The 26,388-nt window shown below is 57.9% G+C and carries 21 protein-coding genes; 11 read left to right on the forward strand and 10 right to left on the reverse strand.

Annotated features, from left to right (window positions below; all coding sequences use genetic code 11):
- Nucleotides 1-219 precede the first annotated feature (219 nt).
- On the forward strand, nt 220-702 hold the full coding sequence (locus AB4N53_RS07900; protein WP_252886318.1) for a GNAT family N-acetyltransferase: 483 nt from the start codon (nt 220-222) through the stop codon (nt 700-702).
- A gap of 275 nt (nt 703-977) precedes the next feature.
- On the opposite strand, the gene AB4N53_RS07905 is transcribed toward AB4N53_RS07900, so the two are convergent.
- From AB4N53_RS07905 to AB4N53_RS07915, 3 genes are all read right to left on the reverse strand, one after another.
- Nucleotides 978-1,337 carry a DUF6124 family protein gene (locus AB4N53_RS07905; protein WP_460119601.1) on the reverse strand — a complete coding sequence of 120 codons (360 nt, stop codon included), beginning with the start codon at nt 1,335-1,337 and terminating at the stop codon, nt 978-980.
- 1,047 nt (nt 1,338-2,384) lie between these two features.
- Nucleotides 2,385-2,513, reverse strand: coding sequence for a hypothetical protein (locus AB4N53_RS07910; RefSeq protein WP_256214295.1), 129 nt, complete (start codon nt 2,511-2,513; stop codon nt 2,385-2,387).
- A 103-nt stretch (nt 2,514-2,616) separates the two neighbouring features.
- Complete coding sequence (locus AB4N53_RS07915; protein WP_460119603.1) at nt 2,617-3,309, reverse strand: ImmA/IrrE family metallo-endopeptidase; 693 nt, start codon at nt 3,307-3,309, stop codon at nt 2,617-2,619.
- Between the two features lie 452 nt (nt 3,310-3,761).
- Between AB4N53_RS07915 and AB4N53_RS07920 the strand changes: the two genes are divergently transcribed.
- Both AB4N53_RS07920 and AB4N53_RS07925 read left to right on the forward strand, forming a co-directional pair.
- On the forward strand, nt 3,762-6,056 hold the full coding sequence (locus AB4N53_RS07920; RefSeq protein WP_460119605.1) for an AAA family ATPase: 2,295 nt from the start codon (nt 3,762-3,764) through the stop codon (nt 6,054-6,056).
- On the forward strand, nt 6,053-7,897 hold the full coding sequence (locus AB4N53_RS07925; RefSeq protein WP_217849010.1) for a UvrD-helicase domain-containing protein: 1,845 nt from the start codon (nt 6,053-6,055) through the stop codon (nt 7,895-7,897). Before AB4N53_RS07920 ends, AB4N53_RS07925 begins: the two co-directional genes overlap by 4 nt.
- 230 nt (nt 7,898-8,127) lie before the next feature.
- On the opposite strand, the gene AB4N53_RS07930 is transcribed toward AB4N53_RS07925, so the two are convergent.
- On the reverse strand, nt 8,128-8,565 hold the full coding sequence (locus AB4N53_RS07930) for a type II secretion system protein N (RefSeq protein ID WP_460119607.1): 438 nt from the start codon (nt 8,563-8,565) through the stop codon (nt 8,128-8,130).
- A 120-nt stretch (nt 8,566-8,685) separates the two neighbouring features.
- Between AB4N53_RS07930 and gspH the strand changes: the two genes are divergently transcribed.
- Together gspH and AB4N53_RS07940 are read left to right on the forward strand one after the other, a co-directional pair.
- On the forward strand, nt 8,686-9,132 hold the full coding sequence (gspH, locus tag AB4N53_RS07935) for a type II secretion system minor pseudopilin GspH (RefSeq protein WP_460119609.1): 447 nt from the start codon (nt 8,686-8,688) through the stop codon (nt 9,130-9,132).
- Nucleotides 9,129-9,740 (forward strand): prepilin-type N-terminal cleavage/methylation domain-containing protein, encoded by a 612-nt coding sequence (locus AB4N53_RS07940; RefSeq protein ID WP_460119611.1) that lies wholly within the window; start codon nt 9,129-9,131, stop codon nt 9,738-9,740. Before gspH ends, AB4N53_RS07940 begins: the two co-directional genes overlap by 4 nt.
- An 899-nt stretch (nt 9,741-10,639) precedes the next feature.
- On the opposite strand, the gene AB4N53_RS07945 is transcribed toward AB4N53_RS07940, so the two are convergent.
- Genes AB4N53_RS07945 through AB4N53_RS07955 form a run of 3 tightly spaced genes read right to left on the reverse strand, consistent with a single transcriptional unit; the run spans nt 10,640 to nt 12,881 of the window.
- Nucleotides 10,640-11,578, reverse strand: coding sequence for a FecR family protein (locus AB4N53_RS07945; RefSeq protein WP_460119613.1), 939 nt, complete (start codon nt 11,576-11,578; stop codon nt 10,640-10,642).
- 32 nt (nt 11,579-11,610) lie between these two features.
- Entirely contained in the window at nt 11,611-12,162 is a 552-nt protein-coding gene (locus tag AB4N53_RS07950; protein ID WP_041480103.1) for an RNA polymerase sigma factor, read from the reverse strand.
- On the reverse strand, nt 12,159-12,881 hold the full coding sequence (locus AB4N53_RS07955) for a secretin and TonB N-terminal domain-containing protein (RefSeq protein ID WP_460119616.1): 723 nt from the start codon (nt 12,879-12,881) through the stop codon (nt 12,159-12,161). Before AB4N53_RS07955 ends, AB4N53_RS07950 begins: the two co-directional genes overlap by 4 nt.
- Before the next feature lie 149 nt (nt 12,882-13,030).
- Between AB4N53_RS07955 and AB4N53_RS07960 the strand changes: the two genes are divergently transcribed.
- Nucleotides 13,031-13,333 (forward strand): hypothetical protein, encoded by a 303-nt coding sequence (locus AB4N53_RS07960; protein WP_016774979.1) that lies wholly within the window; start codon nt 13,031-13,033, stop codon nt 13,331-13,333.
- Between the two features lie 132 nt (nt 13,334-13,465).
- Here AB4N53_RS07960 and AB4N53_RS07965 read toward each other — a convergent pair whose 3' ends face one another.
- On the reverse strand, nt 13,466-13,906 hold the full coding sequence (locus tag AB4N53_RS07965; protein WP_039763964.1) for a carboxymuconolactone decarboxylase family protein: 441 nt from the start codon (nt 13,904-13,906) through the stop codon (nt 13,466-13,468).
- A gap of 442 nt (nt 13,907-14,348) precedes the next feature.
- Between AB4N53_RS07965 and pdxR the strand changes: the two genes are divergently transcribed.
- The 5 genes from pdxR (at nt 14,349) to AB4N53_RS07990 (ending at nt 19,320) form a co-directional block, all read left to right on the forward strand.
- Entirely contained in the window at nt 14,349-15,782 is a 1,434-nt protein-coding gene (gene pdxR / locus AB4N53_RS07970; RefSeq protein ID WP_460119619.1) for a MocR-like pyridoxine biosynthesis transcription factor PdxR, read from the forward strand.
- 123 nt (nt 15,783-15,905) lie between these two features.
- A complete protein-coding gene (locus tag AB4N53_RS07975) occupies nt 15,906-16,199 on the forward strand; it encodes a putative quinol monooxygenase (protein WP_460119621.1) in 294 nt (97 codons plus the stop codon).
- A 192-nt stretch (nt 16,200-16,391) separates the two neighbouring features.
- Entirely contained in the window at nt 16,392-16,793 is a 402-nt protein-coding gene (locus tag AB4N53_RS07980; protein ID WP_460119623.1) for a cupin domain-containing protein, read from the forward strand.
- Between the two features lie 216 nt (nt 16,794-17,009).
- On the forward strand, nt 17,010-17,723 hold the full coding sequence (locus tag AB4N53_RS07985) for an ATPase (RefSeq protein ID WP_460119625.1): 714 nt from the start codon (nt 17,010-17,012) through the stop codon (nt 17,721-17,723).
- Nucleotides 17,724-18,018: 295 nt separating this feature from the next.
- Nucleotides 18,019-19,320 (forward strand): delta-60 repeat domain-containing protein, encoded by a 1,302-nt coding sequence (locus tag AB4N53_RS07990; RefSeq protein WP_460119627.1) that lies wholly within the window; start codon nt 18,019-18,021, stop codon nt 19,318-19,320.
- 61 nt (nt 19,321-19,381) lie between these two features.
- Here AB4N53_RS07990 and AB4N53_RS07995 read toward each other — a convergent pair whose 3' ends face one another.
- Nucleotides 19,382-24,277 (reverse strand): NAD-glutamate dehydrogenase, encoded by a 4,896-nt coding sequence (locus tag AB4N53_RS07995; RefSeq protein WP_460119629.1) that lies wholly within the window; start codon nt 24,275-24,277, stop codon nt 19,382-19,384.
- A 479-nt stretch (nt 24,278-24,756) separates the two neighbouring features.
- The gene (locus AB4N53_RS08000; protein ID WP_460119631.1) at nt 24,757-26,151 is read right to left on the reverse strand and encodes a hypothetical protein; all 1,395 of its coding nucleotides are present in this window, start codon (nt 26,149-26,151) and stop codon (nt 24,757-24,759) included.
- Nucleotides 26,152-26,388: the final 237 nt, after the last annotated feature.

Below are 26,388 nucleotides of genomic sequence, written 5' to 3' on the forward strand. Positions count from 1 at the left end.
CGTGACTGGAGATGTCTTTTTAAACATTGGTGTTTATCGAAACCCTGAGTGCGTCTCGGATCTCACGGCAGATCCGGTCCCCTTGCCCCAAAAGACGTAAGCGTTCGGCGAAACATCCTCCTGAAGCTGATGCCATCGCCTCCATTGAACCGAGACAGCAGTGGTGATGCGGATTCTGTTTTCTATAATGACTGACCGGCCATGCTTAGGGTGCTTGAAATGCCAGCCTCCGCTGATCAAAACTCCGCTGTCGTTTTATGCGCAGCTTCCAATAACGACCTGGAAGATCTGGTCGCCATCAGGATTGAGGCCATGCGCGAGAGCCTTGAACGGCTTGGACGATTTGACCCGGATCGTGCGCGCGAACGATTTCTTGCTGGCTTCGACGCTAACAGCACCCGCCGCATAGAAGTATCAGGTGATCTGGTCGGTTTTGTCGTCATCAAAGACCACCAGAGCGAGCTTCTACTTGACCACTTGTATGTGATACCCAGTGCTCAAGGAGCAGGAATCGGCTCTGAAGTTCTTACTCGGATTTTCAGAGAGGCTGATGAGATCGGGCGTCCCATCAAGGTTGGAGCTCTCAAAGAAAGCGCCTCAAATCGTTTTTACACTCGCCATGGCTTTGTGTTCGTCGAAAGCGGTGAATTCGATAACTATTATGTTCGGGCTAACGGTAATGCCGTTGATTTGGGCGACTAGGCAAATGTTGATATGGTGCCCCGTCAGCGGTTGCACCGTTAGATGGGCAACCATCTGTGCGGCGATAGGTCGGTAATTTCATTCGCCCGCTGAACATTCAAAAGGGCCGGATCTATTGTTCAAAAATAAATCCGGCCCGTTTTCCCAACGCCCCCAAGATCTCAGCTGCCAAACCAAATCTTGCGACCAACACACAATCTCGTGGGAGCGAGCCTGCTCGCGAAAGCGCCAGCCCTAATGACAAATCACCTTTCTGGCACCCCCGGACATCTACCTCACCCCGCCACCTCCAAATTATCCATCACCCGATTCACCGCCAGCTCCCCCAACATGATCAGTTGAGCAACCCCCAACAACGCCCGCCGCTGCGGCGCTGGCAACAAACTGGAAATGTCCTGAGCAATTGTCTTCGCCGAAGCGAGCGTTTCACTCGCATCAGCCAGCAGTTCTTCATTCTTGGTATCCGCCGTCACCGCATACATCCCACGCGCCTTACGCGGCGGAGGCAGGAGATTATTTGGAGACAGGTAATGATCTAGCGCGCGGTCAGCGGCTCCGTGGAGCTTGTTTGAATCGAGGGATTCGTACGGGGATGTGGGATCGGTTTCGGGCGGGTTGGGTGTTGGTTTGATCATGGCGAAGCTCCTTGATGACTGGAGCCGCCACCGTTCGCGGTCAAACAAACAGGGTGGCAGCTGTACGCGGGTTGACCGACCGGACATCAAGGAATCCGGCACACCCGAAGGTGTCCCACGCACAGCCACCGCAACATGATTTCAGACAATGCCTGAACAAGTGCAGAACGCTGGCGCGCCTTGATATTGGGCGGACGGTCAAATCCGATCGCTGATTCGTCAGCGACCGCACCACAATAGAACCCGCTCCCTAGGCGCACAAGCCGGCGGATTCTGGCGTAGCTGTAGGCAAAGGCGCAAGGATATGTAGCCTGGGAGCGTGACTGGAGATGTCTTTTTAAACATTTGTGTTTATCAGACGCAATTGCGCCATGTTGGGCGGAACAGATCCGTCCCGTGTCGGAATTTCACCCGTGAAAACGGCAATTTTCGGCGAAAAAGCGGACGACCGTGAGCCGCAGCTTTCGGCCAGAAACAGACGTTCAACGCTAGAGTTAAGCGGATGGTAAGCCGTCCAACTGGATGAATGATTAGGGCGCATTCCAGTCGATTGTGATGTCACCTGTGTTAACGAAGAGAGCGACCTCCGCAATCGAAAACTGGATGCCTCCCATTGCGGTCACTGCATGCCAGTAGCTGTATTGCCAAATTTCTGGCGATACGTGGACGCAGCTTCCATGAGCACACACAAAATATTTTCCCGTCTAAATACATCCGTTGAGCGCATCGCCCTAAAGATACTGGCTGACCGCTACGAAGGTGAAAAAGTTGAGCAAGGCAAGCATTAGCGTTGGGTACAAAACCCACCGTGCTCGATTCGACAAACTCTTGAAAGTGAGATGCGATTTCATGAGCCCGAATTACTGAACAAACGAACCCATGGGTCCGGTTATACGACCCTGATTGCGTCCAAAAACCTAGACGCCCCCCTATTCTGGTTGGAACTTATCTTCTCTTGAGGCCGGGGACTGCTTTTTTCTGAGAAATAATCAGTCTCCTTTTTCAATGACAAAAGCTACCGCTACAGTAGCTTCTGCCAGCAACAACTTATTTTTTTGAAGATTTGCTAGGTTTCAAGTCGGGATTGTTTCCTTGCGTGTCTTTATTATCACGACGACGCTTGTCAACTTCACCGGTTGATTTGGCGATTGGTTTTGGGCCTGGTTTAAGCGCCATAAGCTTTCTCCTTAACGTTGATATTGATCGTGGTTTTTGCACTTATCAATTTCTCACAAAGTAAATTTCCCCTTTGCCCTCCTACCAAGGTTGGTTTCTTACTCTATGGCCAGCGCACCAAATTCAATTCCTTGATTCGAACCGCCATGGCACTGTCAGATACTCTGAATTGCTGAGCCAAAGAATTGATTGCCTTGCCGTTGAATCTGGTACAGCGAGCCAAAGCTATTTCTCGGTCGAGTGAATTTTGCGAGGCATAAAGAAGGGAATTTGGATCGTTAGCGTTCAGGTGAAAACAACTGACGTCGTTAAAATGAAACTGCCTCTTGCATCCAAACTGGCTTTCAAACCGGGCAATCACAAGCTTAGGGGGCATAAGGAAACACGCTGCGAAATAATCCGCTTCGCGCTCAATCAGAGGTTTGGTCGATAGTGAGTGATAGCCGCCTAGCGGCCGGTCCCTATGCATAATTTCTTGCTCATGAAGCAGGAAATGGCCTATCTCATGAGCAGCTGTGAAACGGCGTTCATGTAATGGGAATTCGGTAGAGACTGCGATTTTTCCGGAGCGCCGATCAAATATCCCAGCTGCTTGGAATTTCTGACCTTGTGGAGCAAATCTTGTGGAACCAAGGGTCGGGAGTTCCAGATACGTCAGTCCCAACAGTGAAGCCGCAACTGCGGGATCGAGCATGCTTAATAGTGGAGGTTGTGCGCCAGGCCACAGAGCTTCCTTGTGTGCCCACAGGCCTTCGTGAACCCAATGCGCTGCTTCTTGGATGTATGCTCGATCCATTTCGCCACCACCACATATTGTGCTAGGCGAGAAAATAACCACAATATGTAGGACATTCAGCAATTTCGCCGTCAGATTTAGATCCAGCTGACGAACGGCGTCGATTAGGTCAAGCTCAGGAGCAAACCACCGCGCAGAAGGTTTCAGGGATCGAGCCTTCCGGAAATAATCAAAGTCGCAATCAAAATGGGCACGGATTTATTTTTTCGCTGATTTGGTATTGGAAGTGGATTGGTTGAGTGGGTGGCTGGAGCCGGGGCCGGTGAGTTAAAGCGTAGGTTGGCAAGCCTCTGAAACTGGATACGGGCAAGTTTCCACAAGTCCGCTTTCGGCCAATATCAGTCGTTCTGGGCTGCAAAAATGAATCTGTCTCCGTTTTCTCTCTTGATTGTTGTAGGCACCTAGCTACATTGATAGCAAATTGATATTCCTCAGGCTTTCAAGGACGACCCATGCGCATCCAGCACGTAGAGATATCGAACTTCCGAAAGCTGCTTTCTGTGCGAATTGACTTCGCTAACGAGACCACACTGCTCGTAGGTGCAAACAACAGCGGAAAATCCTCCGCCATGCTGGCACTACGGAGATTTTTGGTTTCGAAGGCTTCTTCTTTTCGGCTCCAGGATCTGACTCTTTGTCATCTCGCCAAGCTGGATGAGATTGGGAAGGAGTGGGAAAACCCGCCAGCAGACTTTGAAGTTCCTGCAGCCAAGGACTGGGCCGACTGGCTTCCCAGTCTGGATATCTGGGTCTCGGCAGATCAAGGAGAGTTCCACTTCATCCGCGATCTCATTCCCAGCTTTGAGTGGCGCGGGGGGCTTGTGGGAATGCGTTTTCTGCTTGAACCAGATGATATGAATACGTTGTACACGGACTATCGCAAGGAGCGCGCGAGGGTTGCAGAGCTTGAGGACGCTCTAGGGAAGGAAGACCCGCCTGGTAGCCCGCTGACACTATGGCCGCAGAGCCTTCATGATTATTTGAACCGTCGACTGGGAGATAAATTCAAGATTCGGTGGTACCGCCTAGATCCAAAACAACTTGAGAAACCTGACAAGTCGACTCGAATGGCGCAAATGCAGCAACTGAGCCCTACTGCCCTGCCCTTGGAAAGTAATCCTCTCAGCGGATTAATTCGAGTACATGAAATTAATGCACAGCGGGGATTCGGCGACCATTCGGACGACAATCAAAGCGATAGCACTAGACCCAGTGGCGCTCGAAAACTCTCGGAACAGCTCAGATCCTATTACTCCCGACACCTTGATCCAGGTGACAGCCCCGACATCTCAGATCTCGAAGCTTTGCGGGCGATAGAAGCAGCCCAGTCGGCATTCGATACGAAACTAGGTAGCAGCTTCGAACCCGCTATTAGAGAGGTCGAGGGATTGGGCTACCCAGGCCGAAATGACCCACGTATCAAAGTCGCAAGTCGCTTAGCAACAACTGACGGCATGAACCATGAAGCGGCCGTCCTGTTTGAGTTGGATTCAATCCAGGGTGCCCCTGGAGCACCTCCTCTTCACTTGCCAGAGACCGCTAACGGGTTGGGATATCAAAACCTGATATCCATGATTTTCCGGCTGATGAGCTTCAGGGACGAATGGCTGAGAAAAACCAGGGCCGCCAGCACGGAAGTAATAGACCGCGTCGAGCCCATCCACCTCGTACTTATCGAAGAGCCTGAAGCCCATCTTCATGTTCAAGTGCAACAAGTGTTCGTGCGGCACGCCTACCAAGTTCTTTGTCGAGACGCTTTACTTGAACGCTACCCAAATCTGAAAACTCAGCTTTTGGTGAGCACGCACTCCAGCCATGTAACACATGAAGTGGAGTACCAGAACCTTAGGTATTTCAGGCGACTCCCAGCTGGGATGTATGACATCGGTGTACCGGTGTCCACGGTTTCTAATCTCTCTAACGTGTTCGGCGAGGGAACAAAGACGAAGGAGTTCGTAACCAGGTATCTGCGGGCACAGCATGCAGACATCTTCTTCGCCGATGCCGTCATCTTGGTAGAGGGTTCAGCAGAGCGAATGATGCTGCCGCATTTTTTGCGAAATAAGTTTCCATTCCTTGACCGCTGCTACATCACAACCCTCGATATCGGTGGCAGCCACGCGCACCGGCTAAGGCCTTTAATTGACGCTCTGGGCATCCTCACGCTAATTATTACAGACCTCGATGCAGGGCTAAACAGAGCTGCAGTACCGGTGCAAAGAAACGCAGATCAGATTACGAACAATCCGACATTGCGGAGCTGGATGAAGCTGATGCATCTGGGCAGCACAGTGGATGAGCTTCTTGAGCTGCCAGCGAACAAAAAAGAGCACCAAATCGACGACCTGTACTCGGTACGCGTTGCCTATCAAACTCCTATTTCCACCCACCTTCCCGCTACTGGTGAAGCAATACAAGTTCTTCCAAATACCTTTGAAGACAGCTTTGTACTTAGCAACGTCCGTCACTTTGCGGAAAAGACAGGGAGCACTGGTCTGATGAAGGCTTTCTTCAAAGTTTTGAATGAATCGCAAACATCTGAAGCCGTCGGGAAGGGTTTTTTCAACGAACTACGCGAAGGAAAGAAGGCAGAGTTTGTCCTGCTCGTGTTGGGGGATAAGAACTTTTCCAACCTCGAAATCCCTATATACATCAGTGACGGCCTCAACTGGCTTGAGTCCAAATTGCGAAGCAAACAAAAAGAGCTGCTGGTAATTCCGCCCGAGGGCGCGGAGTTGACGCCATGAGCGAAGCAACTGCTGCAGATGCCGACACCATTATGCAGGCTTGCCTGAATCTGGCAGACCCAAAGAGTTTTTTTCTTTACGCAGGTGCTGGCTCAGGAAAAACCCATTCGCTCGTCGAGGCTATCCGCGAACTCAAAAGTCGCGAGCGAGAACGCCTGACGTTCGAAGGCCGGCGTATTGCGGTGATCACTTACACAAACGCAGCCTGCGACGAGATTCTTCGGAGGTTAGAGTTTGACCCACTAGTGGAAGTCTCGACTATTCACGCGTTCGCATGGGGCTTAATCCAAGGATTCGACAACGAGATCAGAGAGTGGCTAAGGATCAAACTTCCCCAAGACATCGAAAAGATCGAGGGTGAGCTAGCACGCTCGAGAGGCGACAACAAAACCTCTCGAGCAAACAGACGGAAGCTACAAAGCAAGATACGCAGACTTGAGAATCTCGACGAGATTACGAAGTTCATCTACAGCCCCACTGGCGACAACAGAGAGCGACAAGCACTCAATCACGATGAAGTCATCAAGTTAACTGCGGCATTCGTTTCTGAACGCCCGTTGCTGGATGTTCTCGTAGACCGTTACCCAGTTGTATTGATCGACGAAAGTCAGGATACCCACGCTCCAGTAATGGAGGCTTTTTTGAAAGTCCAGCAATTGGCGAAGACTCGCTTCTGCTTGGGGCTACTGGGCGACACTATGCAACAGATTTACGGTCATGGAGTAACGCGCCTTGATAAAGCGATACCGGATGATTGGCTGAAACCTGAAAAGGTCGTTAATCGCCGCTGCCCTCGTAGGGTTGTAGAACTTATCAACGTGATTCGAAGCACTGCAGACACTCATCAACAGACCCCCATGCGTGATGCCATTGAAGGTTTAGTGCGCATGTACTTCATTAGCGAAAGCCAACAGGCACCGAATCTTGAGGAAGGAATCGCTCATTCAATGGCTGCACTCACCGGCGACGGAGAATGGGCTACCGGCCCTGAAGGCCGGAAGACCTTGATCCTCGAACATAAGATGGCTGGACGGCGAATGGGGTTCGAGAAACTGTTCACGCCCTTACATGCGGTTGAGCACCTTCAAACAGGCTTGCTGGATGGAACCCTACCTGCACTTCGCGTTTTCAGCGAAGGCATTCTTCCCATCCTTAACGCTAAGAATGATCCCTTCCTCCTGCTTGAAGCCGTACGCTCTCGTTCTCCCTTGCTGAGCAAGGATGTTATGCAATCAACAGGAGATCAATCGGCCCACATGCAGCGCGTAGAGAACGCGACACGAGCTCTGCTCTCTCTTTACGAAAGAAACGATCCAACACTGAGCGAGGTCGCAACGCTTCTGCTGCAAACCCAACTGCTTGATGTCCCTGAAAACCTGGTTGGGGCAATGGTGTTAGGAGCCCCTGGTGAGGCTCCAGATCCTGAAGATACGAACGCGATGACAAACTACGCCTACCAGCAATTTCTGGAGCGTCCATTTTCGGAGCTGGCAGCCTTTGCGAGTTATGCGGATGGCCTTTCAGCCTACGGCACACATCAAGGGGTGAAGGGGCTGGAGTTTCCACGAGTCATGGTTGTCATCAACGATGAGGAGGCAGGCGGCTTCTTATTCAGCTACGACAAATTGCTGGGTGTAAAAGAACCAACAAAGACTGACCGGGACAACGAGCGTGACGGCAAGGACAACGCACTAGCACGTACGCGTAGGCTGCTTTACGTGACATGTAGTCGGGCTGAAAAGAGCCTGGCGATTGTCGTATACACACCCCAGCCTGCACTCGCCAAGCAAAACGTTGTTGCTGCTGGCTGGCTTAAGGAGAGCGAGGTCGAAATCCTGTGAGACCTTCTCTTAGGATTGAATCGCCCGAATTGCGTAGACGCTTCCGGGTCTCACAGTGAGGCTATATGAGCGAGCCACTATGGCTGAGCAGGCCTTCCACCAAGGTCTGCTTTTGGCCGAAAGCGGCCGCTCACGGACGTCCGCTACTAGCGGATAGCGGACAAACACAATTGTTGGTTTTTGGGTACAAGCAAACGCTAAGATCTCGGGAATGGTCCCTTTTCCCCTCTCTACAATTCGGGCCGCGACAACCTAGGCATCTCCACCCCCTCCCCCAACCTCTCCACCCCCAACCGCACCCTCTCCCCACCCCGCTCAATCACCACCCCATCCCCCTCAACCCCCACCAACCTCACCCCAACCCCAACCTTCTCCCCCACCAAAAAACTCCTCGGCGCGCCATCATTCAAACTCAATATCGCCACCGTCCCACTCCCGCCCGCGATCACCCCGCTCACCTTGATATCCACCGGCGCGGTCTCATTGGAAAACCACTGCAACGCCGGGTTGTCACTCCTCCCCGCGAGCACTTGCGGGGCGGCTGCGGGGGTGTGCGATTCCGCCGAGGTCAGCAGCAGCGACGACCATGTCGCGACGCCCACCAGGGCGGCGAGCAGGGCCAGGGCCTGGACGGTTTGCGCCGGGGTAATCCGTGCGGTGAATTTCATGGGTTGTCGCTCCTTGTTGTCCCTGCTGCCAGCCTACGCGGCAATTCTCTCCGTTTTATTTCACATGCCTTACATGTTCGCCGGGCACGATGGGGTGGGACGCCAAGGAGCGCGTGGGTGATGAGCAGGCAGCAGGGTTTTACGTTGATCGAGTTGATGGTGGTGCTGGTGATCATCGGGATTGCCAGTGCGGCGATCAGTTTGAGTATCAGGCCTGATCCGTTGCAGTTGTTGCGCAAGGATGCCGAGCGGGTTGCGCAGTTGTTGCAGGTGGCGCAGGCCGAGGCTCGCGCGGATGGGCGGCCGATTGTGTGGGTGGCGGATGCCAAGGGGTTTCGGTTTGGGCGGCGTGAGGATGATGGCGTGGGGTTTGAGTCGTTCAAGGAGGATGCGCAGTTGCGCCCGCGTGCGTGGCAGAGCCCGAAGGTCGAGGTGCGGGTGGAGCCCCGCCAGACGGTGGTGCTGAATGCTGAGTGGATCAATCCGCCGTTGCGGCTGATTTTGTCGGATGGGGCCAATCGGCTGAGTGTGCTGCGCGATGGCAGTGGGCGGATCAGTATTCAATGAAGACTCAGCAAGGGTTCACTCTGATTGAGGTGATGGTCGCGATTTTGCTGATGGCGGTGGTGAGTCTGATTGCCTGGCGCGGGCTGGACAGTGTGACGCGAGCGGACAGTCATTTGCAGGCGAGCAGTGAGCAGAGCGATGGGTTGTTGCGGGTGTTGAATCAGTTGCAGCGCGATGTGGACATGCGCGCGGGGGTCGAGTTGAGCGAGCCGCGCAAGGTTGGGGCTGAGGATGAGGATGAGGTGCCGACTGCGCCGCCGGCGGTGACGGTGCGCAGTAGTGACAGCAAGGGGTTTCGGCTGGACATTATTCGCAGCGCGGCGGACCAGTCGGGGGCGTTGCAGCGGGTTCGCTGGTGGGTCAAGGGGGATACGTTGTATCGGGCGGTGGCTGAGGCGCGCAGTCGCTATCCGTTGCCGGCGCCTGGGAACGGGGTGGCGGTGTTGAATGAGGTGAGTGATGTTCAGGTGCGGGTTTGGGAGGTGGACAAGGGGTGGCGTCAGTTGAGCGGAAATCGGCGGGAGGATCCGTTGGGGTTGGAGATTAGTTTGAGTCGGCAGACGGCGCAGGGGGTTGAGCGTTATCGGCAGGTGATTGGGTTGCAATAATTTGGCAGTCACCAAGCAAATGTGGGAGCGAGCCTGCTCGCGAACGCGGTGGGTCAGTCAACATTATTGTTACTGGTAGACCGCTTTCGCGAGCAGGCTCGCTCCCACAATTGGGTTGAGGGCGGTCAGTTGCAGGTTGGTTGGCTGTTAGGCCGTCATCGCTGGCAAGCCAGCTCCCACAATTGGGTTGGGGGCGGTCAGTTGCAGGCTGGTCGCCTGTTAGGCGGTCATCGCTGGCAAGCCAGCTCCCACAGGGTTCGAGTGCGACCGGAAGATATTGGTCAGTTGGGCAACCGCTTTCGCGAGCAGGCTCGCTCCCACAATTGGGTTGGCGGCGGTCAGTTGCAGGTTGGGTGGCTGTTAGGCCGTCATCGCTGGCAAGCCAGCTCCCACAGGGATCGAGTGCGACCGGAAGATATTGGTCAGTTGGGCAACCGCTTTCGCGAGCAGGCTCGCTCCCACAATTGGGTTGGCGGCGGTCAGTTGCAGGCTGGTCGCCTGTTAGGCGGTCATCGCTGGCAAGCCAGCTCCCACAGGGATCGAGTGCGACCGGAAGATATTGGTCAGTTGGGCAACCGCTTTCGCGAGCAGGCTCGCTCCCACAATTGGGTTGGGGGCGGTCAGTTGCAGGCTGGTCGCCTGTTAGGCCGTCATCGCTGGCAAGCCAGCTCCCACAGGGATCGAGTGCGACCGGAAGATATTGGTCAGTTGGGCAACCGCTTTCGCGAGCAGGCTCGCTCCCACAATTGGGTGGGCGGCGGTCAGTTGCAGGTTGGGTGGCTGTTAGGCCGTCATCGCTGGCAAGCCAGCTCCCACAGAAAGCAAGAGCAAGATCAAGATCAAGATCAAGAGATCGCAGCCTGCGGCAGCTCCTACATTTTGATCGCGGTGGGCTTTGGTTAGCTGAGCACTACGACACCGCCGGGCAGTTCGGTGCATTTGACGCCATAAGCATCACGAATCAGCAATGCGACGCCGGCGAGTTGGTCGAGGTTGAAGCGGGCCTGGACGCGGCGTTGGCCGAGTTCGCGATTGAGCAGCAGGAGCATGCCGGGGCGGTAGCGGTTGATTTCGTCGATCATCTGGCTGAGGGTCGCGCCGTTGAACACCAGCACTTGTTGGCGCCAGTTCATCACGGCGGCGGTGTCGACGGTTTGTACGTTGCCGATTTGCCGTGCGTCGTAGGTGACTTGCTGGCCGGCTTCGAGGCGCAGGTTGCGGCCTTCGACGGCGACGTCGACCGTGCCGTCGAGGCAGGTCACGCAGACTTGCTGGTCGGTGTTGCGCAGGTTAAAGCGGGCCTGACTGGCGCGTAACCACCCTGCCCCGGCCTGCATCGCCAGTGGCAGGCGTGCGGTTTGTACTTCGACTTCGCCGCTGACCAGTTCGAAGCCCTGCACGCCGTTTTCGACGCTGCGCTGATTGATGCGGGTCTGGGTGTTGAGTTCGAGGCTGACGCCTTGCGCCGGTTCGACCCGGCGCTGCTGGCCGACTTCGGTGATGTAGTCGGCGCCCAGCCCTTCGAAGCCGCCGGGAATGGTGCCGCGCACCAGCAGGAATGCGGCGGATGCGGCAATCGCACCGCCGAGAAATGCCCGTCGACCGAAACTGCGTCCGCCCTGCAGCGCTTCGGCGGCCGGTTGCAGGTGATGCCATAGCCGCTTGGCTTCTTCGAAGGCCCGGGCGTGTTCGCCACTCTGCGCGCACCATTCGCGCAAGGCGCGGGCGTCGGCGACGGTGGCGCGGCCCGAGGTCAGCAGGATCAGCCAATCGTGGGCTTCGCTGTGCAGAGACTCGGTGGCCGAGGGCTCGGCGGGTTTCAGTCGAAAGATGTTCAAACGCGCAAATTCTCAACGGATTAATCGGGTCACTATTCGCTAGACGGTTTTCCGGCCCCGCGACCGAACCGCTGAAACACTTTTCTTTCAAGTTTCGCTGCGCAGAAGCCCAACGCGGCTTTGATTTCCTTCTCAACCATGCGCGTGGAAATGCCGAAACGCTGGGAGATTTCCAGGTGCGGCGCCTCTTCCAGCCGCGCGGCGATGAAGATCCGCCGACGCCGGGCGGGCAGTTCGTACAAGGCGCTGAGCAGGGCCTGCATCTCCTTTTGCCCACCGACCACCCGCGCCGGGTCGAGGGCTTCGTCGCCCAGTTGCAGCAGTTCCTCGACTTCGGTGCCGGTGAGCAGGCGCGCATCCGCCTGACGGCGGTCGGCGGCAATGTTGAGGGCCATGCGATACAGGTAGGCGTTGGGCTTGAGCAGGTTGGGCGGGGTCTCCATGCGATCGACCCGCAGCCAGGTTTCGTGCAGCACGTCGTTGGCCAGATCTTCGGAGCCGAGGCGGCGGCGCAGGCGCACGCGAAAATCCTCGTAAGAGCTGAGGAACAGCTGGCCCATCGTGCTTTGTCCGGCGTCTTTCATCCCCCGGAAACTCCTTCCCATCTCGTGCATTCCATGCGTTTTCCTGACGACTCCGGTAACAACAGCAATGTGACCGGCTGGCGCAAGGCGCTGGGCGTCGGCCGATCGATTGTGAGGTTGCGAAAACTTTCCACCAGCGCGTTATCGCGCCGTACATCGCCGGTCGATGTCACCAACCGGTTGTGCTGCACCACGCCGTCGCGCCCGACCCACACCTGCAACACCGCGCGATAACTGCCCGGGCGGGTCAGCGGCGAACGACACAGCTTGCGCTCGATCGCAGCTTGCACCGCCGTTGCGTAACTGCGGTTGACCGCGACAGCGGCCGGCGTGGGTTTGTCCGTCGGCACTGGCAGGTCTTCCACCTGCGCCGCTTGCAGGGTGAACGCATCGGCCCGGGCGTAACGCGCCATCAACCCGGTGCCGCCGAGCAGATGGCGCAAGGCATCGGCGGCGGTGAATTCGCCATCCACGGCGAGGGAGCGACGGCCCCGGCTCAACTGGCTGTCGACCAGCACTGCAACGCCGGTAGCGCGGCTGTATTGGTCCAGCGCCCGGGCCAGTTCCTGCGCCGGGATGTGCAAGGTCAGTCGCATGTCCGCCGCTGCCGGATCTGCATGGGCCGCGCCCGCCAGCAGACCGAGCAGCCACCCCAGACCCGCGCGGCGCACAAGCGTCGCCGAGCGCTGAAGACTGATCTGCGAACTGCCTCGCTGCACGACTGGCGCACCCCTGAAAATCGCTATCCTGCGGGGCATTTATGACTCTGGTATGACGGGCGGTGCAAAAAAACCATCACGGGTTTTGCGCCGCGCTTGCACTAGACTCAAACCCAGAGCGGCCCAATCGGGCGGGCCAGGAGGCGGACATGAAAACGCGGTGGATGTGGGTCTTGCTGATGACGGTGGGCGCGGCGCAGGCGGAGGAGCCGCTGGGCTGTGTCGAGGTCACGGTCGGCGGTTACAAGGCGCCGAATTACGATTGCCTGAGCCAGCAGATGGGTAACAATCCTGACGGCGCGGCGGCGGCGCAGAAGAACATGGAAGCGTTGAATGTGCCGGTGCACAAGCGCGCGCCGAATCAGGTCGGGCTGGCGACACCGGCGGCGACGAGTACGCGGATGGGGAATACGTTTGGCACCTCAGTGAAACCGCAGCGGCCGCCGCAGTGACCTGACTCGATCGTTCCCACGCTCCGCGTGAGAACGCCTCAAGGGACGCTCCGCGTTCCAATGGGACGCAGAGCGTCCCGGGCTGCATTCCCACGCGGAGCGTGGGAACGATCAGACAGGGATGGGCGCTTTTCAGTCACTCGGGGTCTGGCGGAAACTCACGGCCAAACGATTCCAGCTGTTGATCGTGCTCACCGCAACCGTCAAGTCCACCAGTTCGCCTTCATCAAATTGCTCGCGCGCCTGCTGGTAGACGTCATCGGGCACGTGGCTTTCGGCCAACAGCGTCACCGCCTCGGCCCAGGCCAGCGCCGCGCGTTCGCGGGGGTTGAAGAAGCTGCTGTCGCGCCACACCGCGATCGCGTAAAGGCGCCGATCACTCTCCCCGGCCCGCCGCGCATCCACCGAGTGCATATCGGTGCAGAACGCGCAGCCGTTGAGCTGCGAAGCGCGGATCCGGATCAATTGCAGCAGCGGCGCTTCGATGCTCAGGTTGCTGGTCAGCGCCTCCATGGCAAGCATCGCTTTCATCGCCTTGGGCGACGCGTTGTAGTAATCCAGACGCAGGGACATGGCGCGGCTCTCGGCAGGCGGAATGATGAGTTCACGGTACGGGCTGGGGTGGGCCTGCTACAGCCCCAATTCGACGAATTCCGGCTACACCAATGAACCTCGGCCAAACGCAATACTGTGGGAGCGAGCCTGCTCGCGAAAGCGGTTTCCCAGACAAATATTCATCCACTGCACCACCGCCATCGCTGGCGAGCCAGCTCCCACAGGGTTTAACGTCGTTCACAAGATTTGCGCACGCCGCAAAAACTGTGGGAGCTGGCTTGCCAGCGATAGCGAAGTCTCAGACAACGAATCTGTTCAATGACCCACCGCTTTCGCGAGCAGGCTCGCTCCCACAGGGATTTACGCCAATTTGCGGTTTTTACTCCACGCAACTACTGCCAAAAGCCCAACAACGCTAATCTGACCGACACTTCACTCAACACCCGGGAGCCTCGTCGGTATGGAACTTCATGTCGTGATCAACGGCCGCAAGGATCTTGCCGGTCAGTTGTATCAGCAGTTGCGCGCGGCGATTGAATCCGGGCGGTTGGCGGCGGGTACGCAGTTGCCGCCGAGCCGCTTGCTGGCCGAGCAATTGGGCATTTCGCGCAAGACCATTTCCGACACTTACGCGCAGCTGACTTACGAAAATTTCCTCACCGGGGTGATCGGCAAAGGCACCTACGTCAACGCCCGCCCGGCGCAGGTGCAGCGCAAGCAGAGCCACACCGAGCTGGCCAGTGCCGAGGTGATCGAGAGCTGGCGCAATCTGCCGGTGTTCCTCCGTCATCCGACGCTGGAAGGTTCGCTGCGCTACGACTTCATCGGTGGCGCCACCAGCAAAGGCCAGTTCCCGCACGACGACTGGCGCCGTTGCGTCGCCCACGCGATGCGGCAGATGGCGCAGTCCAAAGGCTTCTACAGCGTCGCCGAAGGCTTGCCGGCGCTGCGCAATGCGATCGCTCGGCACATCGCGTTTTCTCGCGGCATTAATTGTCAGGATGAAGACATCGTCGTGTGCAACGGCGCGCAACAGGCGCTGGACCTGATTGCCCGCGTGCTGACCCGCCCTGGCAGTCTGGTGGCGATGGAAGATCCGGGCTATCCGCCCGCGCGCTTGCTGTTCGGCACCCATGGCGCCGAAGTGGTCGGGGTGCCGGTGGATGCCGAGGGTATTCAGGTCGAACAGATTCCCGATGGCACGCGGCTCATTTACGTCACCCCGTCGCACCAGTTTCCGCTCGGCATGGCGATGAGTCAGGCGCGCCGCGAGACCCTGCTCGCCCGTGCCCATGAGCTCGGCGCGATCATCATCGAAGACGATTACGACAGCGAATTCCGCTACGAGGGCCGGCCCACCGATTCGCTGTACAACCTCGATCAGCGCGGTATCGTCGCCTACGTCGGCACCTTCTCGAAAACCTTGCTGCCGGAGTTGCGCCTGGGCTACGCGATCCTGCCGCCGTCGATCATCGAGGCGGTTATTCGCGCCAAGCAGTTGACCGATCTACACGCCTCGACCCTGCCGCAATGGGCGCTGGCGAAGTTCATCGCTGAGGGTTGTCTGCTCAAGCACATCCGCCGCTGCCACACGATTTACGCGCAGCGCCGCGAGCGCATCCTGGCGCGCATGGCGACTGATCTGGCGCCATGGCTGCAAGCTGTGCCGGCCAGTGCCGGGTTTCACATGGCGGTGTTCTGCAAGGTGCCGATCGATTTGCCGCTGGTCATTGAGCTGGCAAAAAAGGTCGAGGTCGGCCTGTATGCGATCAGTGGTTTCTACTACCAGCAGCCGGCGAAAGAAGGCCTGTATTTCGGCTTCGGCGCCATCGAAACCCTGGACATCGACATCGCCCTCGATCGCCTGCGTGACATCCTCGAACAGCTGTCATGAGCCGTTGGTATAAGGCTTTTACCGCCGATTGGTTATTGGTGATTCACGGCGGCAGGCCTATTCTGCACAGGCGTTATCCCTCAGTGAGCAGGATTCGTCCGGCCTGATTCAGGAGTGTGAGCAATGTCCAGCGAAGTGATCAATACGGTTGAAGTGAAAGCTGCTGCGGGCCGCTCGGAAGAGCTTGGCAAGCAATTGCAGAAGATCGTCGACACCCTGCGCCAAACCCCGGGCTGCGATTCCTACCTGGTCGACCGCTGCCCGGAAGATAGCCACCGCTGGACGGTCAGCGCGCGCTGGCAGTCGGAGGCGGCGATGCAGGCGCATTTCAACCGGCCCGAGGCGCAGGGGTTTATCGACCTGATCGATAGCCGCCTGGCCAATAGCGTTGATTTCAACAGCTTTCCTATCGTCTAAAAGCAAGATCAAAAGATCGCAGCCTTCGGCAGCTCCTACTCTGGAATGCGTTCCCCTGTAGGAGCTGCCGAAGGCTGCGATCTTTGCTTTTGAACCACAATTGGTCACCTGATCTTCGTGAATATTGGCCGTTTGAACCGGCCACATTGCGGCCTACTGTGAGCACACCCCAACCATCACAGGTAACCCGCCATGAAAGCCCTGCCCTTCTTCGCCGCCGCCTTCGCCGTCACCCTTTGCGCATCGGCAATGGCTCACGATCCGTCCGAGAAAATTACGGTTCTGCAGGAACAACTGCTGAAAAACGCCCCCGGCAAGAAAGCCATGATGATCGAAGTCGACTACAAGCCCGGGCAATCCTCGATCGCCCATAAGCACGAAGGCACTGCGATGGCTTACGTGCTCGACGGCGAGGTCATTTCACAGGTCAAGGGCGAAAAAGCGATCACTTACAAGAAGGGCCAATTCTGGTACGAGCCGGCCGGGTCCGAACATCTGGTGTCGAAAAATGCCAGCTCGACCAAGCCGGCCAAGTTGCTGGTGTTCATGGTGCTGGCCCCGGATGAGCAGGTGCTGATCCCGCTGGAAAACTGATGGCTGCCTGATCAGCCATAAACGAAAGGCGCAAATCGGCCATTTGCGCCTCTTTTATTGCGCAGCGGCATTAACTGCGAACGCTTAAAGCCAATAAAACTAACCCCGCACAGGTTATTCAGCCAATGGTCAGGCCGGCAGGTTTACCCTGAATATCCGCCGAACCATCGGCCCGTGCACACTCATCGATAGACCTTGTTTCACGGGAGAAACACCATGAAACCTGCGCTTCCCACCCTGCTGGCGATCTGCGTTTTGATGCTCTCTGCCTGTTCTGTTCCCACTGCCCCGCAAGCCGTGTCATCTCTCGACACGCTGCTGCCGCACCCGACCGGTCGCAGCACTGCCACTTTGGTCAAGAGCGGTCCCGGCGTATCGCTGGGGGTGATTTATAGCCCCGGCACCCAAGCCAATCGCAAATACCTGCGCGAGTACCAGGCCAAGGCCGGCACCGGTTTTGGACAAAGCCTGCTGGTGCAGCCGATCCACGATGCCTACGTCGCCAGCGCCAGCCCGGATCGCGCGGTGGAGTGGGTCAACGCTTCGCTGCAACGCCAGTTCGGCTCGGTGACGGTGTACCCGGACATGCAAAGTCTGCGCGCGGCCAGGCCGGATGTGGTGGCGATCGTCGATACCCACAGCCAATTGATCACCTCGCGCAGCTCGGATATCCGCGCTGACGTCAGTGCCGACTTTTACGATGGGCAGCTGAACTACATCGGCACGGCCAAGGGTTCGCAGGCTAGGGAGCTGACGCCGGTGTGGGCGGACTTCAAGCGCTCGGAAGAGATCGTGGCGGATATCAATCAGCAGGAGGAATTGCAGCTGGCGGCGTTGCGGGAGTTTGATCGCTCGCTGAGTAATCTGGTTGTGCGGCCGGCGGAGAAAGTGTCGATGCTCGAGAGTAAACAAGCTCAAAAGTTGTATTGAATGTAAGTCTCTTTTCGCGAGCAGGCTCGCTCCCACATTTGCAATGCGATCAACTGTGGGAGCGAGCCTGCTCGCGAAGGCGCCGACCAGACACCACAAAAACCCTCAGACATTAAATCCCCGGCAACGCTGGCCATCCCTTCTTCCACATCCACAACCATCCGCCGCTGTCCACTGTCAGGTCTGACAGTGGACAGCGCGACCGAACGCTCTCCAAATAGCAGCACTGCGTTGATTTGCCGGTGCGCATCGACTGATCGCTTTACGCAAAAACCGCTTACGCAAGGAGCAGATCATGTCTCAGATTAAAAAAACCGATGTGCATAAACTCGACCCCACTTTTGGCCCTGACAATAATGGCATCACCTGGCTTGAATATTCCGAACAGGAAAATGGTTTCGCCAAGGGAATCACCGTCGCAGCAGACGGCAGGCTGCTGATCGCCGCCAGTGCAGGCAACAAGTTCGCCGTGGTGCGGTTGAACGCTGATGGCACACCTGACGCTTCGTTTTCGAAAGATGGCGTGGCCAGCGGTGTTTTCGCCCACGGATACAGATCCGTTGGCGCCAGCATCAACATTCTCAAGCACGAGTCTATCTTGCTGAATGGCGACTTTTATCTGCACGAGTTCTCGAGCGCGCAGCGCGGCCTGGCGATGTTTAACAGTGACGGAACGCCGAGCGTCGAATTTGGCGACCAAGGTGTAAAAATCGTTGCGCCGATTCCGCTTCCCGCCTTCACCCTGTCCGAGGTTGACCCCAGGCAGAAACGCACAACCGCATCCGACAACGGTGGCCACACCATTGAAATGGCCGATGGAAAACTGATGGTGCTCAGCAACCATCAATATTCCCCCAACGACCAATGCGGTCTTTTGATCAGGCTGCAAAGCAACGGAGATCTGGACACTACGTTTGGCCAGGGACAGGGTTACGTTGCAATTCGATACCTGGCCAACTTCACGTGGGCTGGCTCAATGATCCGGCTCCAGGACGGCAAGTTCGCCATCGCCGGTAACGTTTCACGTGAAGACAGCTACTGCGCGATGATCGCCCTCTTCGACGCCGCAGGTAACCCTGTCAGCAGCTTTGGCGATAAGGGTTTTGCCCTGTTCGACGGCCTGGACATGCTCAGTCAGATCAACCAACTCGTCGAAATGCCTGATGGCAACGTCCTTGGCATCGGTAGCGCCACCTCGAAGGATTTTGTTCACAGGGGCGTCCTGGTTTGTGTCGACAGGAATGGGAAATACGCCACCGACTTCAATGAAGGGAGGCCCGTTCTGACGCCTTATTCGAACGCGCGTTTCGGCATCCAATGGACCTCTGGCACGCTGCGAGAAGGCGGACATATCCTTGTGGTTTCCAGCACCCACGGCGAAGAAGACTCGGAAATCGTCATTGCCCAGTTCAAATTGGATGGCTCTGCAGATCGCGATTTTGCCGACGACGGTGTGCTGGTCATCAATCTGACCGACGTGCTCGACACGGCGGGAGGCCTTGCTATTCAGAACCATCAGATTGTCGTAGCCGGAACATCCCTGCCCCATGTCGACGGCGTCGCTAGCTTCGCCTTCCGCTGCGCCGATACGTACTGAATGGCAGATATGAAAAAGCCCCGCCTCTTTCGAGAGCGGGGCTTCTTCATTCAGCCACTACTTACGCCAGTTCAAGCTCGGCATTCGCAGTGATCGCAGGCACGATCGCTTGCCCACTCAACGCCAGATCCAGCAGCTCACGGTTGGCCACCGCGTACATGGCGTAGTCCGTGCCGCTTGCCGCGCGGATTTCCACCAGCATGGCGCGCCAGCGTTCGATCATGCTTTCGTGCTGGGCCATCCACAGCGCCAGGCGTGCTTCCACGTCCTGGGAACCGTCGCCCTGTTGCAGGACGGAGATGGTGATCGCCCGTTGCTGCCAGTCGACATCATCACGGAACGCTTCACGGGCCAGGGCCTGCCAGTTGTTTTCCACCGGCAAGGCGCTGATCTGTTGCAGGTACCAGGTGATGTCCAGCGCAGAGCCGACGGCGAAGTAGGCCTTGGCCACTTCGGCCGGATCCTGTCCGGTGACGTCTGCGGCTTCGATGATCGGCAGCAGCGTGTACAGGTGCGAAGTACCCGCAACCATACGCGCCAGCAACTCCGGCACACCGGCTTCGACGTACGCCTGATAGCGCGACTGCCAGTTCTCGCGGATTTCGCCGCTGAGCAGTTCGTCGAGTTTCAGACCCAGCTCTTTCAGGTGCGGACCGAAGTGCGCGACGTCACGCGCAGCATTCTGCTCGTTGCGGCGGGCACGCAGGAACCAGCGCGTGGCACGACGACCCAGACGCATCAACTCGTCCATCAGCTCCAGCTGCACGTCAGCGCTGACTTGGTAGTCCAGCGCTTCGATCTGACGGAACCAGTGCGGGAGGTGGAAGATGTCGCGCACGATCACGTAAGCGCCAGCCACGTTCGCCGGGCTCATGCCGGTCGACTCTTTGAGTCGTTGCACGAATGTGATGCCCATGTGGTTGACCAGATCGTTGGCGATCTGCGTGCTGACGATCTCGCGCTTCAGACGGTGACGACGCATGGCTTCGGAGAACTTGCTGACCAGGGTCGGCGGGAACGCCGTTTCCATGTCGCGGGTCAGGTAATCGTCGTCCGGCACCAGCGAGCCCAGCAGCTGCTCTTTCAGGTCGATCTTGCTGTAGGAGATCAGCACCGACAGCTCAGGACGGGTCAGGCCGTGGCCCTCAGCGACGCGCTCGGTCAGTTGCTCTTCGGTCGGCAGGAACTCGATGGCACGGTCCAGCTTGCCACGGCCTTCCAGATCGCTCATCAGACGCTTGTACTCAGCGATGCGTGCGTAGGCACGGCGCGCCGCCAGGGACAGGGCCTGAGTCTGCTTGTAGTTGTTGCCCAGCACCAGATTGCCGACTTCGTCGGTCATGCTCGCGAGCAACTGGTTGCGTTGCTTGTCGGTCATGTCACCGGCCTGAACCACTTCGTTCAGCAGGATCTTGATGTTCACTTCGTGGTCGGAGCAGTCCACGCCACCGGCGTTGTCGATGAAGTCGGTGTTGGAACCCCCGCCATTCAAGCCGAACTCCACACGACCCAGTTGGGTCATGCCGAGGTTACCGCCCTCGCCCACGACTTTGCAGCGCAGTTCGTTACCGTTGACGCGCAACGCATCGTTGGCCTTGTCGCCGACATCGGCGTGGCTTTCGGTGCTGGCTTTGACGTAGGTGCCGATACCGCCGTTCCACAACAGATCCACCGGTGCCTTGAGCAAGGCATTGAGCAGTTCGGTCGGGGTCAGCTTGTCAGCCTGGATGTCGAAGCGTTCTTTCATCTGCGGCGAGATCGCGATGCTCTTCGCGCTGCGCGAGAAGATACCGCCACCTTCGGACATGATGCTGGTGTCGTAGTCGGTCCAGGCCGAACGCGGCAGGTCGAACAGACGCTGACGCTCGACGAAACTGGTCGCCGGGTTCGGGTTCGGGTCGATGAAGATGTGCATGTGGTTGAACGCAGCGACCAGTTGCAGCTTGTCGGACATCAACAGGCCGTTACCGAACACGTCGCCGGCCATGTCGCCGACGCCAACCACGGTGATGCTGTCTTCCTGAACATTGATGCCGCGCTCGCGGAAGTGGCGTTGGACGCCGACCCACGCGCCTTTGGCGGTGATGCCCATTTTCTTGTGGTCGTAACCGGCCGAACCACCGGACGCAAACGCGTCACCCAGCCAGAAGCCGTAGTCGATGGCGATGCCGTTGGCGATGTCGGAGAAGGTCGCAGTGCCCTTGTCCGCCGCGACCACCAGGTACGGGTCATCGTCGTCATGACGCACGACATTGACCGGCGGTACCAGTGCGCCGTCTTTCAGGTTGTCGGTGATGTCCAACAGGCCGGAAATGAAGATGCGGTAGCAGGCGATGCCCTCGGCCGCGATCTCGTCACGGCTGCCGCCCAGTGGCAGGCGACGCGGCAGGAAGCCGCCCTTCGCGCCCACCGGCACGATGACCGAGTTCTTCACTTGCTGGGCTTTTACCAGGCCGAGCACTTCGGTACGGAAGTCTTCTTCACGATCGGACCAGCGCAGACCACCACGGGCAACGTTGCCGAAGCGCAGGTGCACGCCTTCAACGCGTGGCGAGTAAACGAAGATTTCAAACTTCGGCACTGGCTTCGGCAGCTCAGGGATTGCATGCGGGTTGAACTTGAAGCTGAAGTACGACTTGTTCTGGCCGTTGGCATCCGTCTGATAGAAGTTGGTGCGCAGGGTGGCTTTGATCAGGTCGAGGTAACGACGCAGGATGCGGTCTTCGTTGAGCACCTGAACATCGTCCAGTGCAGTCAGAATCGCTTGTTCCAGACGCAGTTGCTTGTCTTCCAGATCATCGCTGCCGAGCTTGCGCGCCAGGTAGAAACGGGTCTTGAACAACCGGGTCAGTTCGCGAGCGATGTCGGTGTGGTTGTTCAGGGTGCTGGCGATGTAACCCAGGTCGAAGCCCAGACGAATCTGCTTCAGGTAACGGGCATAGGCACGCAGCAGCGCGACGTCGCGCCATGGCAGACCGGCGGTCAGCACCAGGCGGCTGAACGCATCGTTCTCGGCATCGCCACGCACGATGTGCACGAACGCGTCCTGCAGGGTGTCGTTGAGTTGCTGGATGTCGAGGTCCAGACCTTCAGCGGCGGTGAAGGCGAAATCGTGAATCCAGAACTCGCGGCCATTGGTGTGACGCAGACGGTACGGGAATTCACCCAGCACGCGCAGGCCGAGGTTTTCCAGAATCGGCAGGACGTCGGACAGCGCCAGCGGCGTGTCGGCGTGATACAGCTTGCAATGCAGCTCGCGCTGGCCGGAGACCTGACCGAGCGGCTGATAGAAGCTCATCACCAGCGGATTTTTTTCGTTGAGGCTCAGCAGGTGCTGCATGTCGACCACGGCCGAATGCGCAGCGAAACGCTCGCGGTAGCCGGCCGGGAAGCCTTTCGGGAAGTCGGCCAGCACGTTGGTGCCGTGGGCTTCGCCGAAGCTTTCGACGGTCAGTGCAGCGTAGTCGTCCTGCCAGCTGCGGCAGGCCTGAACCACTTCTTTTTCCAGCAACACCGGGTCGATGTCGAGACGGTTCTTCGGATCGACGCGCAGGATCAGCTGCACGCGGGCCAGCACGGATTCCGAGAAGAACGTCCAGAACTCGCAGTCGGAAGCCTTCAGGCGCTCCATCAGCACTTGCTGGATCTTCTGGCGGACTTCGGTGGAATAGATGTCGCGCGGCACGTAGGCCAGGCAGTAGCAGAACCGCCCGTACGGGTCTTTGCGCAGGAACACGCGGATCTTGTTGCGCTCCTGGATCTGCACGATCGACATTACGGTGGTGAACAGTTCGTCGACCGGGGTCTGGAACAGGTCGTCACGCGGCAGCACTTCGAGGACCTGCGCCAGTTCCTTGCCCAGGTGAGCCTTGGACTGGAAGCCGGAGCGGCGCTCGATTTCTTCGACCTTGCGGCGGATGAACGGGATGACCCGCACGCTCTCGCCATACACCGACGAGGTGTACAGGCCCATGAAACGGTGTTCCTTGATGACTTTGCCGTCGGCGTCGATTTCACGGATCGACACGTAGTCCGGGTACGCCGGACGATGTACACGGCTCGGGTGCGCAGCCTTGGCGAACGACAGCAGGGTCGGTTCGCGCAGGTAAGACACGGCGTAGTCTTCGATGCGCAGGTCTTCGTAGGTCAGGCCGGTGCGCAGCAGTTTGGTCAGGCCGAGGAAGGAGCTCTGGTCGTACTCGATGTGGCCGCCATCGGCCTGATCGGTGACCACGAACTCTTCGTAGCCGAGGAAGGTGAAGTGGTTGCCCACCAGCCATTCCAGGAAGCTCTTGATTTCGTTCTTTTCGTCGGCATCGACCGGATAAGCGCTGTTGTCGAGCTGGGTGAGGATGTCCTGCACCTTGGCTTTCATCGGCTCGAAGTCAGCGACGGCGACGCGCACTTCACCGAGCACCTGCTCAAGCTCTTTGCTCAGCACATTCAGCTCGGCCGCGTTGGCGCAACGGTCGATTTCCAGGTACATCAGCGATTCGTGCAGCACGCCTTCGCCGGTGCTGCCCTTTGGCAGGATTTCCAGCAGTTCGCCCTTGCTGCCACGACGTACGCTGAGCACGGTGGTCTGCAGGGTGTGAATGCTGTAGCCGCGACGGTTCAGCTCGGTGCGCACCGAGTCGACCAGAAATGGCAGGTCGTGGTGCAGCACTTCGACCGCAGTGTGGGTCGACTGCCAGCCGTGGCGTTCGTAATCGGGGTTGTAGACACGCACTTGCGGTTGCGCGTGATCGAAGCGCTCAAGCAGGCGCCACGCAGAGAGAGTACAGCCAGCGAGGTCGGAGAGGCGACGTTGAGTCAGCTCGTCCAGGGAAATGATGCCGAAGAATTGTTCAGCGAACAGCGCCACTTGTGGCAGTGCCTGTTCACTGATGTGCTGCGCCAGTGCCGCTTGCAGTTGGTGCTGGAAGTCGGCTTTGCTGGCTGCGGTGAAGAACGCCATCTGTGGTACTCCGCTTAAGCTTGTTATTGATGGAAAGCGTCGCGTGCAACAGCCCTTTCGGGCCTCGTGTCGCCCTGTTCCTGATTCTCGGGCAGAGGAAACAGGGAGACAGGTGGGTGAAGCTGGACGGGACACTCAGGTCACATTCACCTTCCATGAATGAGCATCTGCAAAAGCGACTGCCCGCGCTGCTGGCAATGCCTTTACGGGTGCTCATCCGTTGCGCAGCTTAATGGGTGCGACAATGTGTCTGCTTGCGGTGCTGCGACATATTCGGTCATTGGCACGTAAATGCAGGGTTTCGTCTGCATCAACACTAGCAGGCGTGAGCTGAAACGCAGGCTCGACACCCCCGTTTCACGGGACTTTCGTACCAGCACGGGCCCTGAGGACGTTACATATCCGGAAACGAAAACGCCCAAGGCCCTTTAATCGACCCTGAGCGTGGCATCCGGTTCAGCGCCAGCGGTTGACGCGGATCAGTCCGGCAACTCTTCGAAGGCTCTGAATTTGCTCACCGTGGCGCAGTCGTAGCACATCGTCTGCAGGATCTGTTTGTCCATGCTGGCGTCGATGTTGCTCGAATCGCATTCGCGGCAGAACAGGCGCAGATTGCCGAGCAAGTCGCTGTCGAACGCTACAGCGCTGAAGAATTGCGGAACCAGTTCGTCGCGCCAGTACATGCCGGGCGATTTGGAGAATCCGCCGCCGCTGTCCTTGAGCACTACATCGTAAAGCAGCCGCTGCAAGGCCGTTTGCGGCACCCGCGCATCGCGATGGGCGTTCTTGCGCCAGTTACGATTCAGTGCGTCCTGCGCCGTGCCGAGCATGTTGCGCGGAATGGTGTTGGAGGCGTGACTGCGCCCCTTGGAATTGCCGGTGGCATAGAAATGCGCGGCATTTCTCACGGCCAGCCGAGCAAAGTAATACAGCTGACTGACCGAGAAATCCTGCAGCAACTGCCCGACCACCTCCTCGGCACGGGCTTCAGCCGTGAAGGCGAAATCCACTTCGCTGGCCAGCACACGAATGTACTGAATCGACTCTTCGCGGGCGAGACTGAAGACCAAAGAATAGATTTCGCTCTTCCAGGCAGCCTTCACGCTGCCCGACAACTCCTGATACAGCGCCAGATACAGATTCTCTCGGGTACAGCGCGCCAAGCCATCCAGCGTGACGTTGGGCAGCCAGCGCACCGCGCTGTACTCGCGAATATTGCAGCCCTCGCTGCGATCGAAGGCGTTGATATCCGAATCGATGGAAACCGCCAGCACTGCGGCTTCGTGCAGGCCCTTGAGCAGCTCTTCACGGGCCTCGAACGTCAGGGCGAGCAGTTCTTCTCTGGATGGCGCATTCAATGGCGCAATCCATTCAACGTTTGCGCCGTAGCCATCATCGAGCAAGGCGAGCAACGTCAACTTCTGCACAAACCCCAGATTGGCGTAAGGCACTGCAGGGAGTTGCGCGCCATATCTGGCCTGCAACTCCAGGCGGTCCCGTGCTGCGCGGGCGGCCAGTTGCTGCTGGCGAACCTTGAAACATTCTTTGCAATTGCACGTGGTGTGGCGGCGATTGGCGCCGGGGACACTGTGCTGGTGCTCACAGCGTACGCATTTGAATGCACTGCGCAGCGAAAGCGGAGTACCTCTGGCGTGGCGGCGCATCCACATCGGCAGTTCGCAGTAAGGACAGGTGAGGTCTGCGCTGACGATCGGTGGCAGTACCTTGAGCAGACTGCGCACCGTTGAAGGAATCTGGAACTGCTCCATCAGCTGCGAAGTTTTCTCCCCTTCCAGATAGCGCTTGTAGATCTCCTCGATCTGCTCATCGGACAGGTGGCGGATTTCTTCGGCGCGTTCGAAATATCGGGTCATGGCAAAGGTCCTTTTTTGGGGGTTTTCGTAACGCACTCCGTTGCGCAAGAGCGGCGAAACTAACGGGAAAACGGTAGCGATCACAAGGGAAAAATCGCAATTACGCATGGATTTGTTGCGACCGGCAATTGCCCTACGTGGGCGCCGGATCCTTCCTTCGAGCCGCTCGGAAGTGAATGACGGAAATGTCCTGCTTTGCCACTTTTTACCGAAGCAGGCAGCGCGAACGAGCAGAGA

It is taken from the genome of Pseudomonas sp. H3_E04, from assembly GCF_054668915.1.

Excerpts from the sequence above, each read along its gene's own strand:
- AB4N53_RS07900 (WP_252886318.1), top strand. The coding sequence starts at position 220 with ATGCCAGCCTCCGCTGATCAAAACTCCGCTGTCGTTTTATGCGCAGCT.
- AB4N53_RS07905 (WP_460119601.1), bottom strand. The coding sequence starts at position 1,337 with ATGATCAAACCAACACCCAACCCGCCCGAAACCGATCCCACATCCCCG.
- AB4N53_RS07910 (WP_256214295.1), bottom strand. The coding sequence starts at position 2,513 with ATGGCGCTTAAACCAGGCCCAAAACCAATCGCCAAATCAACCGGTGAA.
- AB4N53_RS07915 (WP_460119603.1), bottom strand. The coding sequence starts at position 3,309 with ATGGATCGAGCATACATCCAAGAAGCAGCGCATTGGGTTCACGAAGGC.
- AB4N53_RS07920 (WP_460119605.1), top strand. The coding sequence starts at position 3,762 with ATGCGCATCCAGCACGTAGAGATATCGAACTTCCGAAAGCTGCTTTCT.
- AB4N53_RS07925 (WP_217849010.1), top strand. The coding sequence starts at position 6,053 with ATGAGCGAAGCAACTGCTGCAGATGCCGACACCATTATGCAGGCTTGC.
- AB4N53_RS07930 (WP_460119607.1), bottom strand. The coding sequence starts at position 8,565 with ATGAAATTCACCGCACGGATTACCCCGGCGCAAACCGTCCAGGCCCTG.
- gspH (WP_460119609.1), top strand. The coding sequence starts at position 8,686 with ATGAGCAGGCAGCAGGGTTTTACGTTGATCGAGTTGATGGTGGTGCTG.
- AB4N53_RS07940 (WP_460119611.1), top strand. The coding sequence starts at position 9,129 with ATGAAGACTCAGCAAGGGTTCACTCTGATTGAGGTGATGGTCGCGATT.
- AB4N53_RS07950 (WP_041480103.1), bottom strand. The coding sequence starts at position 12,162 with ATGAAAGACGCCGGACAAAGCACGATGGGCCAGCTGTTCCTCAGCTCT.
- AB4N53_RS07960 (WP_016774979.1), top strand. The coding sequence starts at position 13,031 with ATGAAAACGCGGTGGATGTGGGTCTTGCTGATGACGGTGGGCGCGGCG.
- AB4N53_RS07965 (WP_039763964.1), bottom strand. The coding sequence starts at position 13,906 with ATGTCCCTGCGTCTGGATTACTACAACGCGTCGCCCAAGGCGATGAAA.
- pdxR (WP_460119619.1), top strand. The coding sequence starts at position 14,349 with ATGGAACTTCATGTCGTGATCAACGGCCGCAAGGATCTTGCCGGTCAG.
- AB4N53_RS07975 (WP_460119621.1), top strand. The coding sequence starts at position 15,906 with ATGTCCAGCGAAGTGATCAATACGGTTGAAGTGAAAGCTGCTGCGGGC.
- AB4N53_RS07980 (WP_460119623.1), top strand. The coding sequence starts at position 16,392 with ATGAAAGCCCTGCCCTTCTTCGCCGCCGCCTTCGCCGTCACCCTTTGC.
- AB4N53_RS07985 (WP_460119625.1), top strand. The coding sequence starts at position 17,010 with ATGAAACCTGCGCTTCCCACCCTGCTGGCGATCTGCGTTTTGATGCTC.
- AB4N53_RS07990 (WP_460119627.1), top strand. The coding sequence starts at position 18,019 with ATGTCTCAGATTAAAAAAACCGATGTGCATAAACTCGACCCCACTTTT.
- AB4N53_RS07995 (WP_460119629.1), bottom strand. The coding sequence starts at position 24,277 with ATGGCGTTCTTCACCGCAGCCAGCAAAGCCGACTTCCAGCACCAACTG.
- AB4N53_RS08000 (WP_460119631.1), bottom strand. The coding sequence starts at position 26,151 with ATGACCCGATATTTCGAACGCGCCGAAGAAATCCGCCACCTGTCCGAT.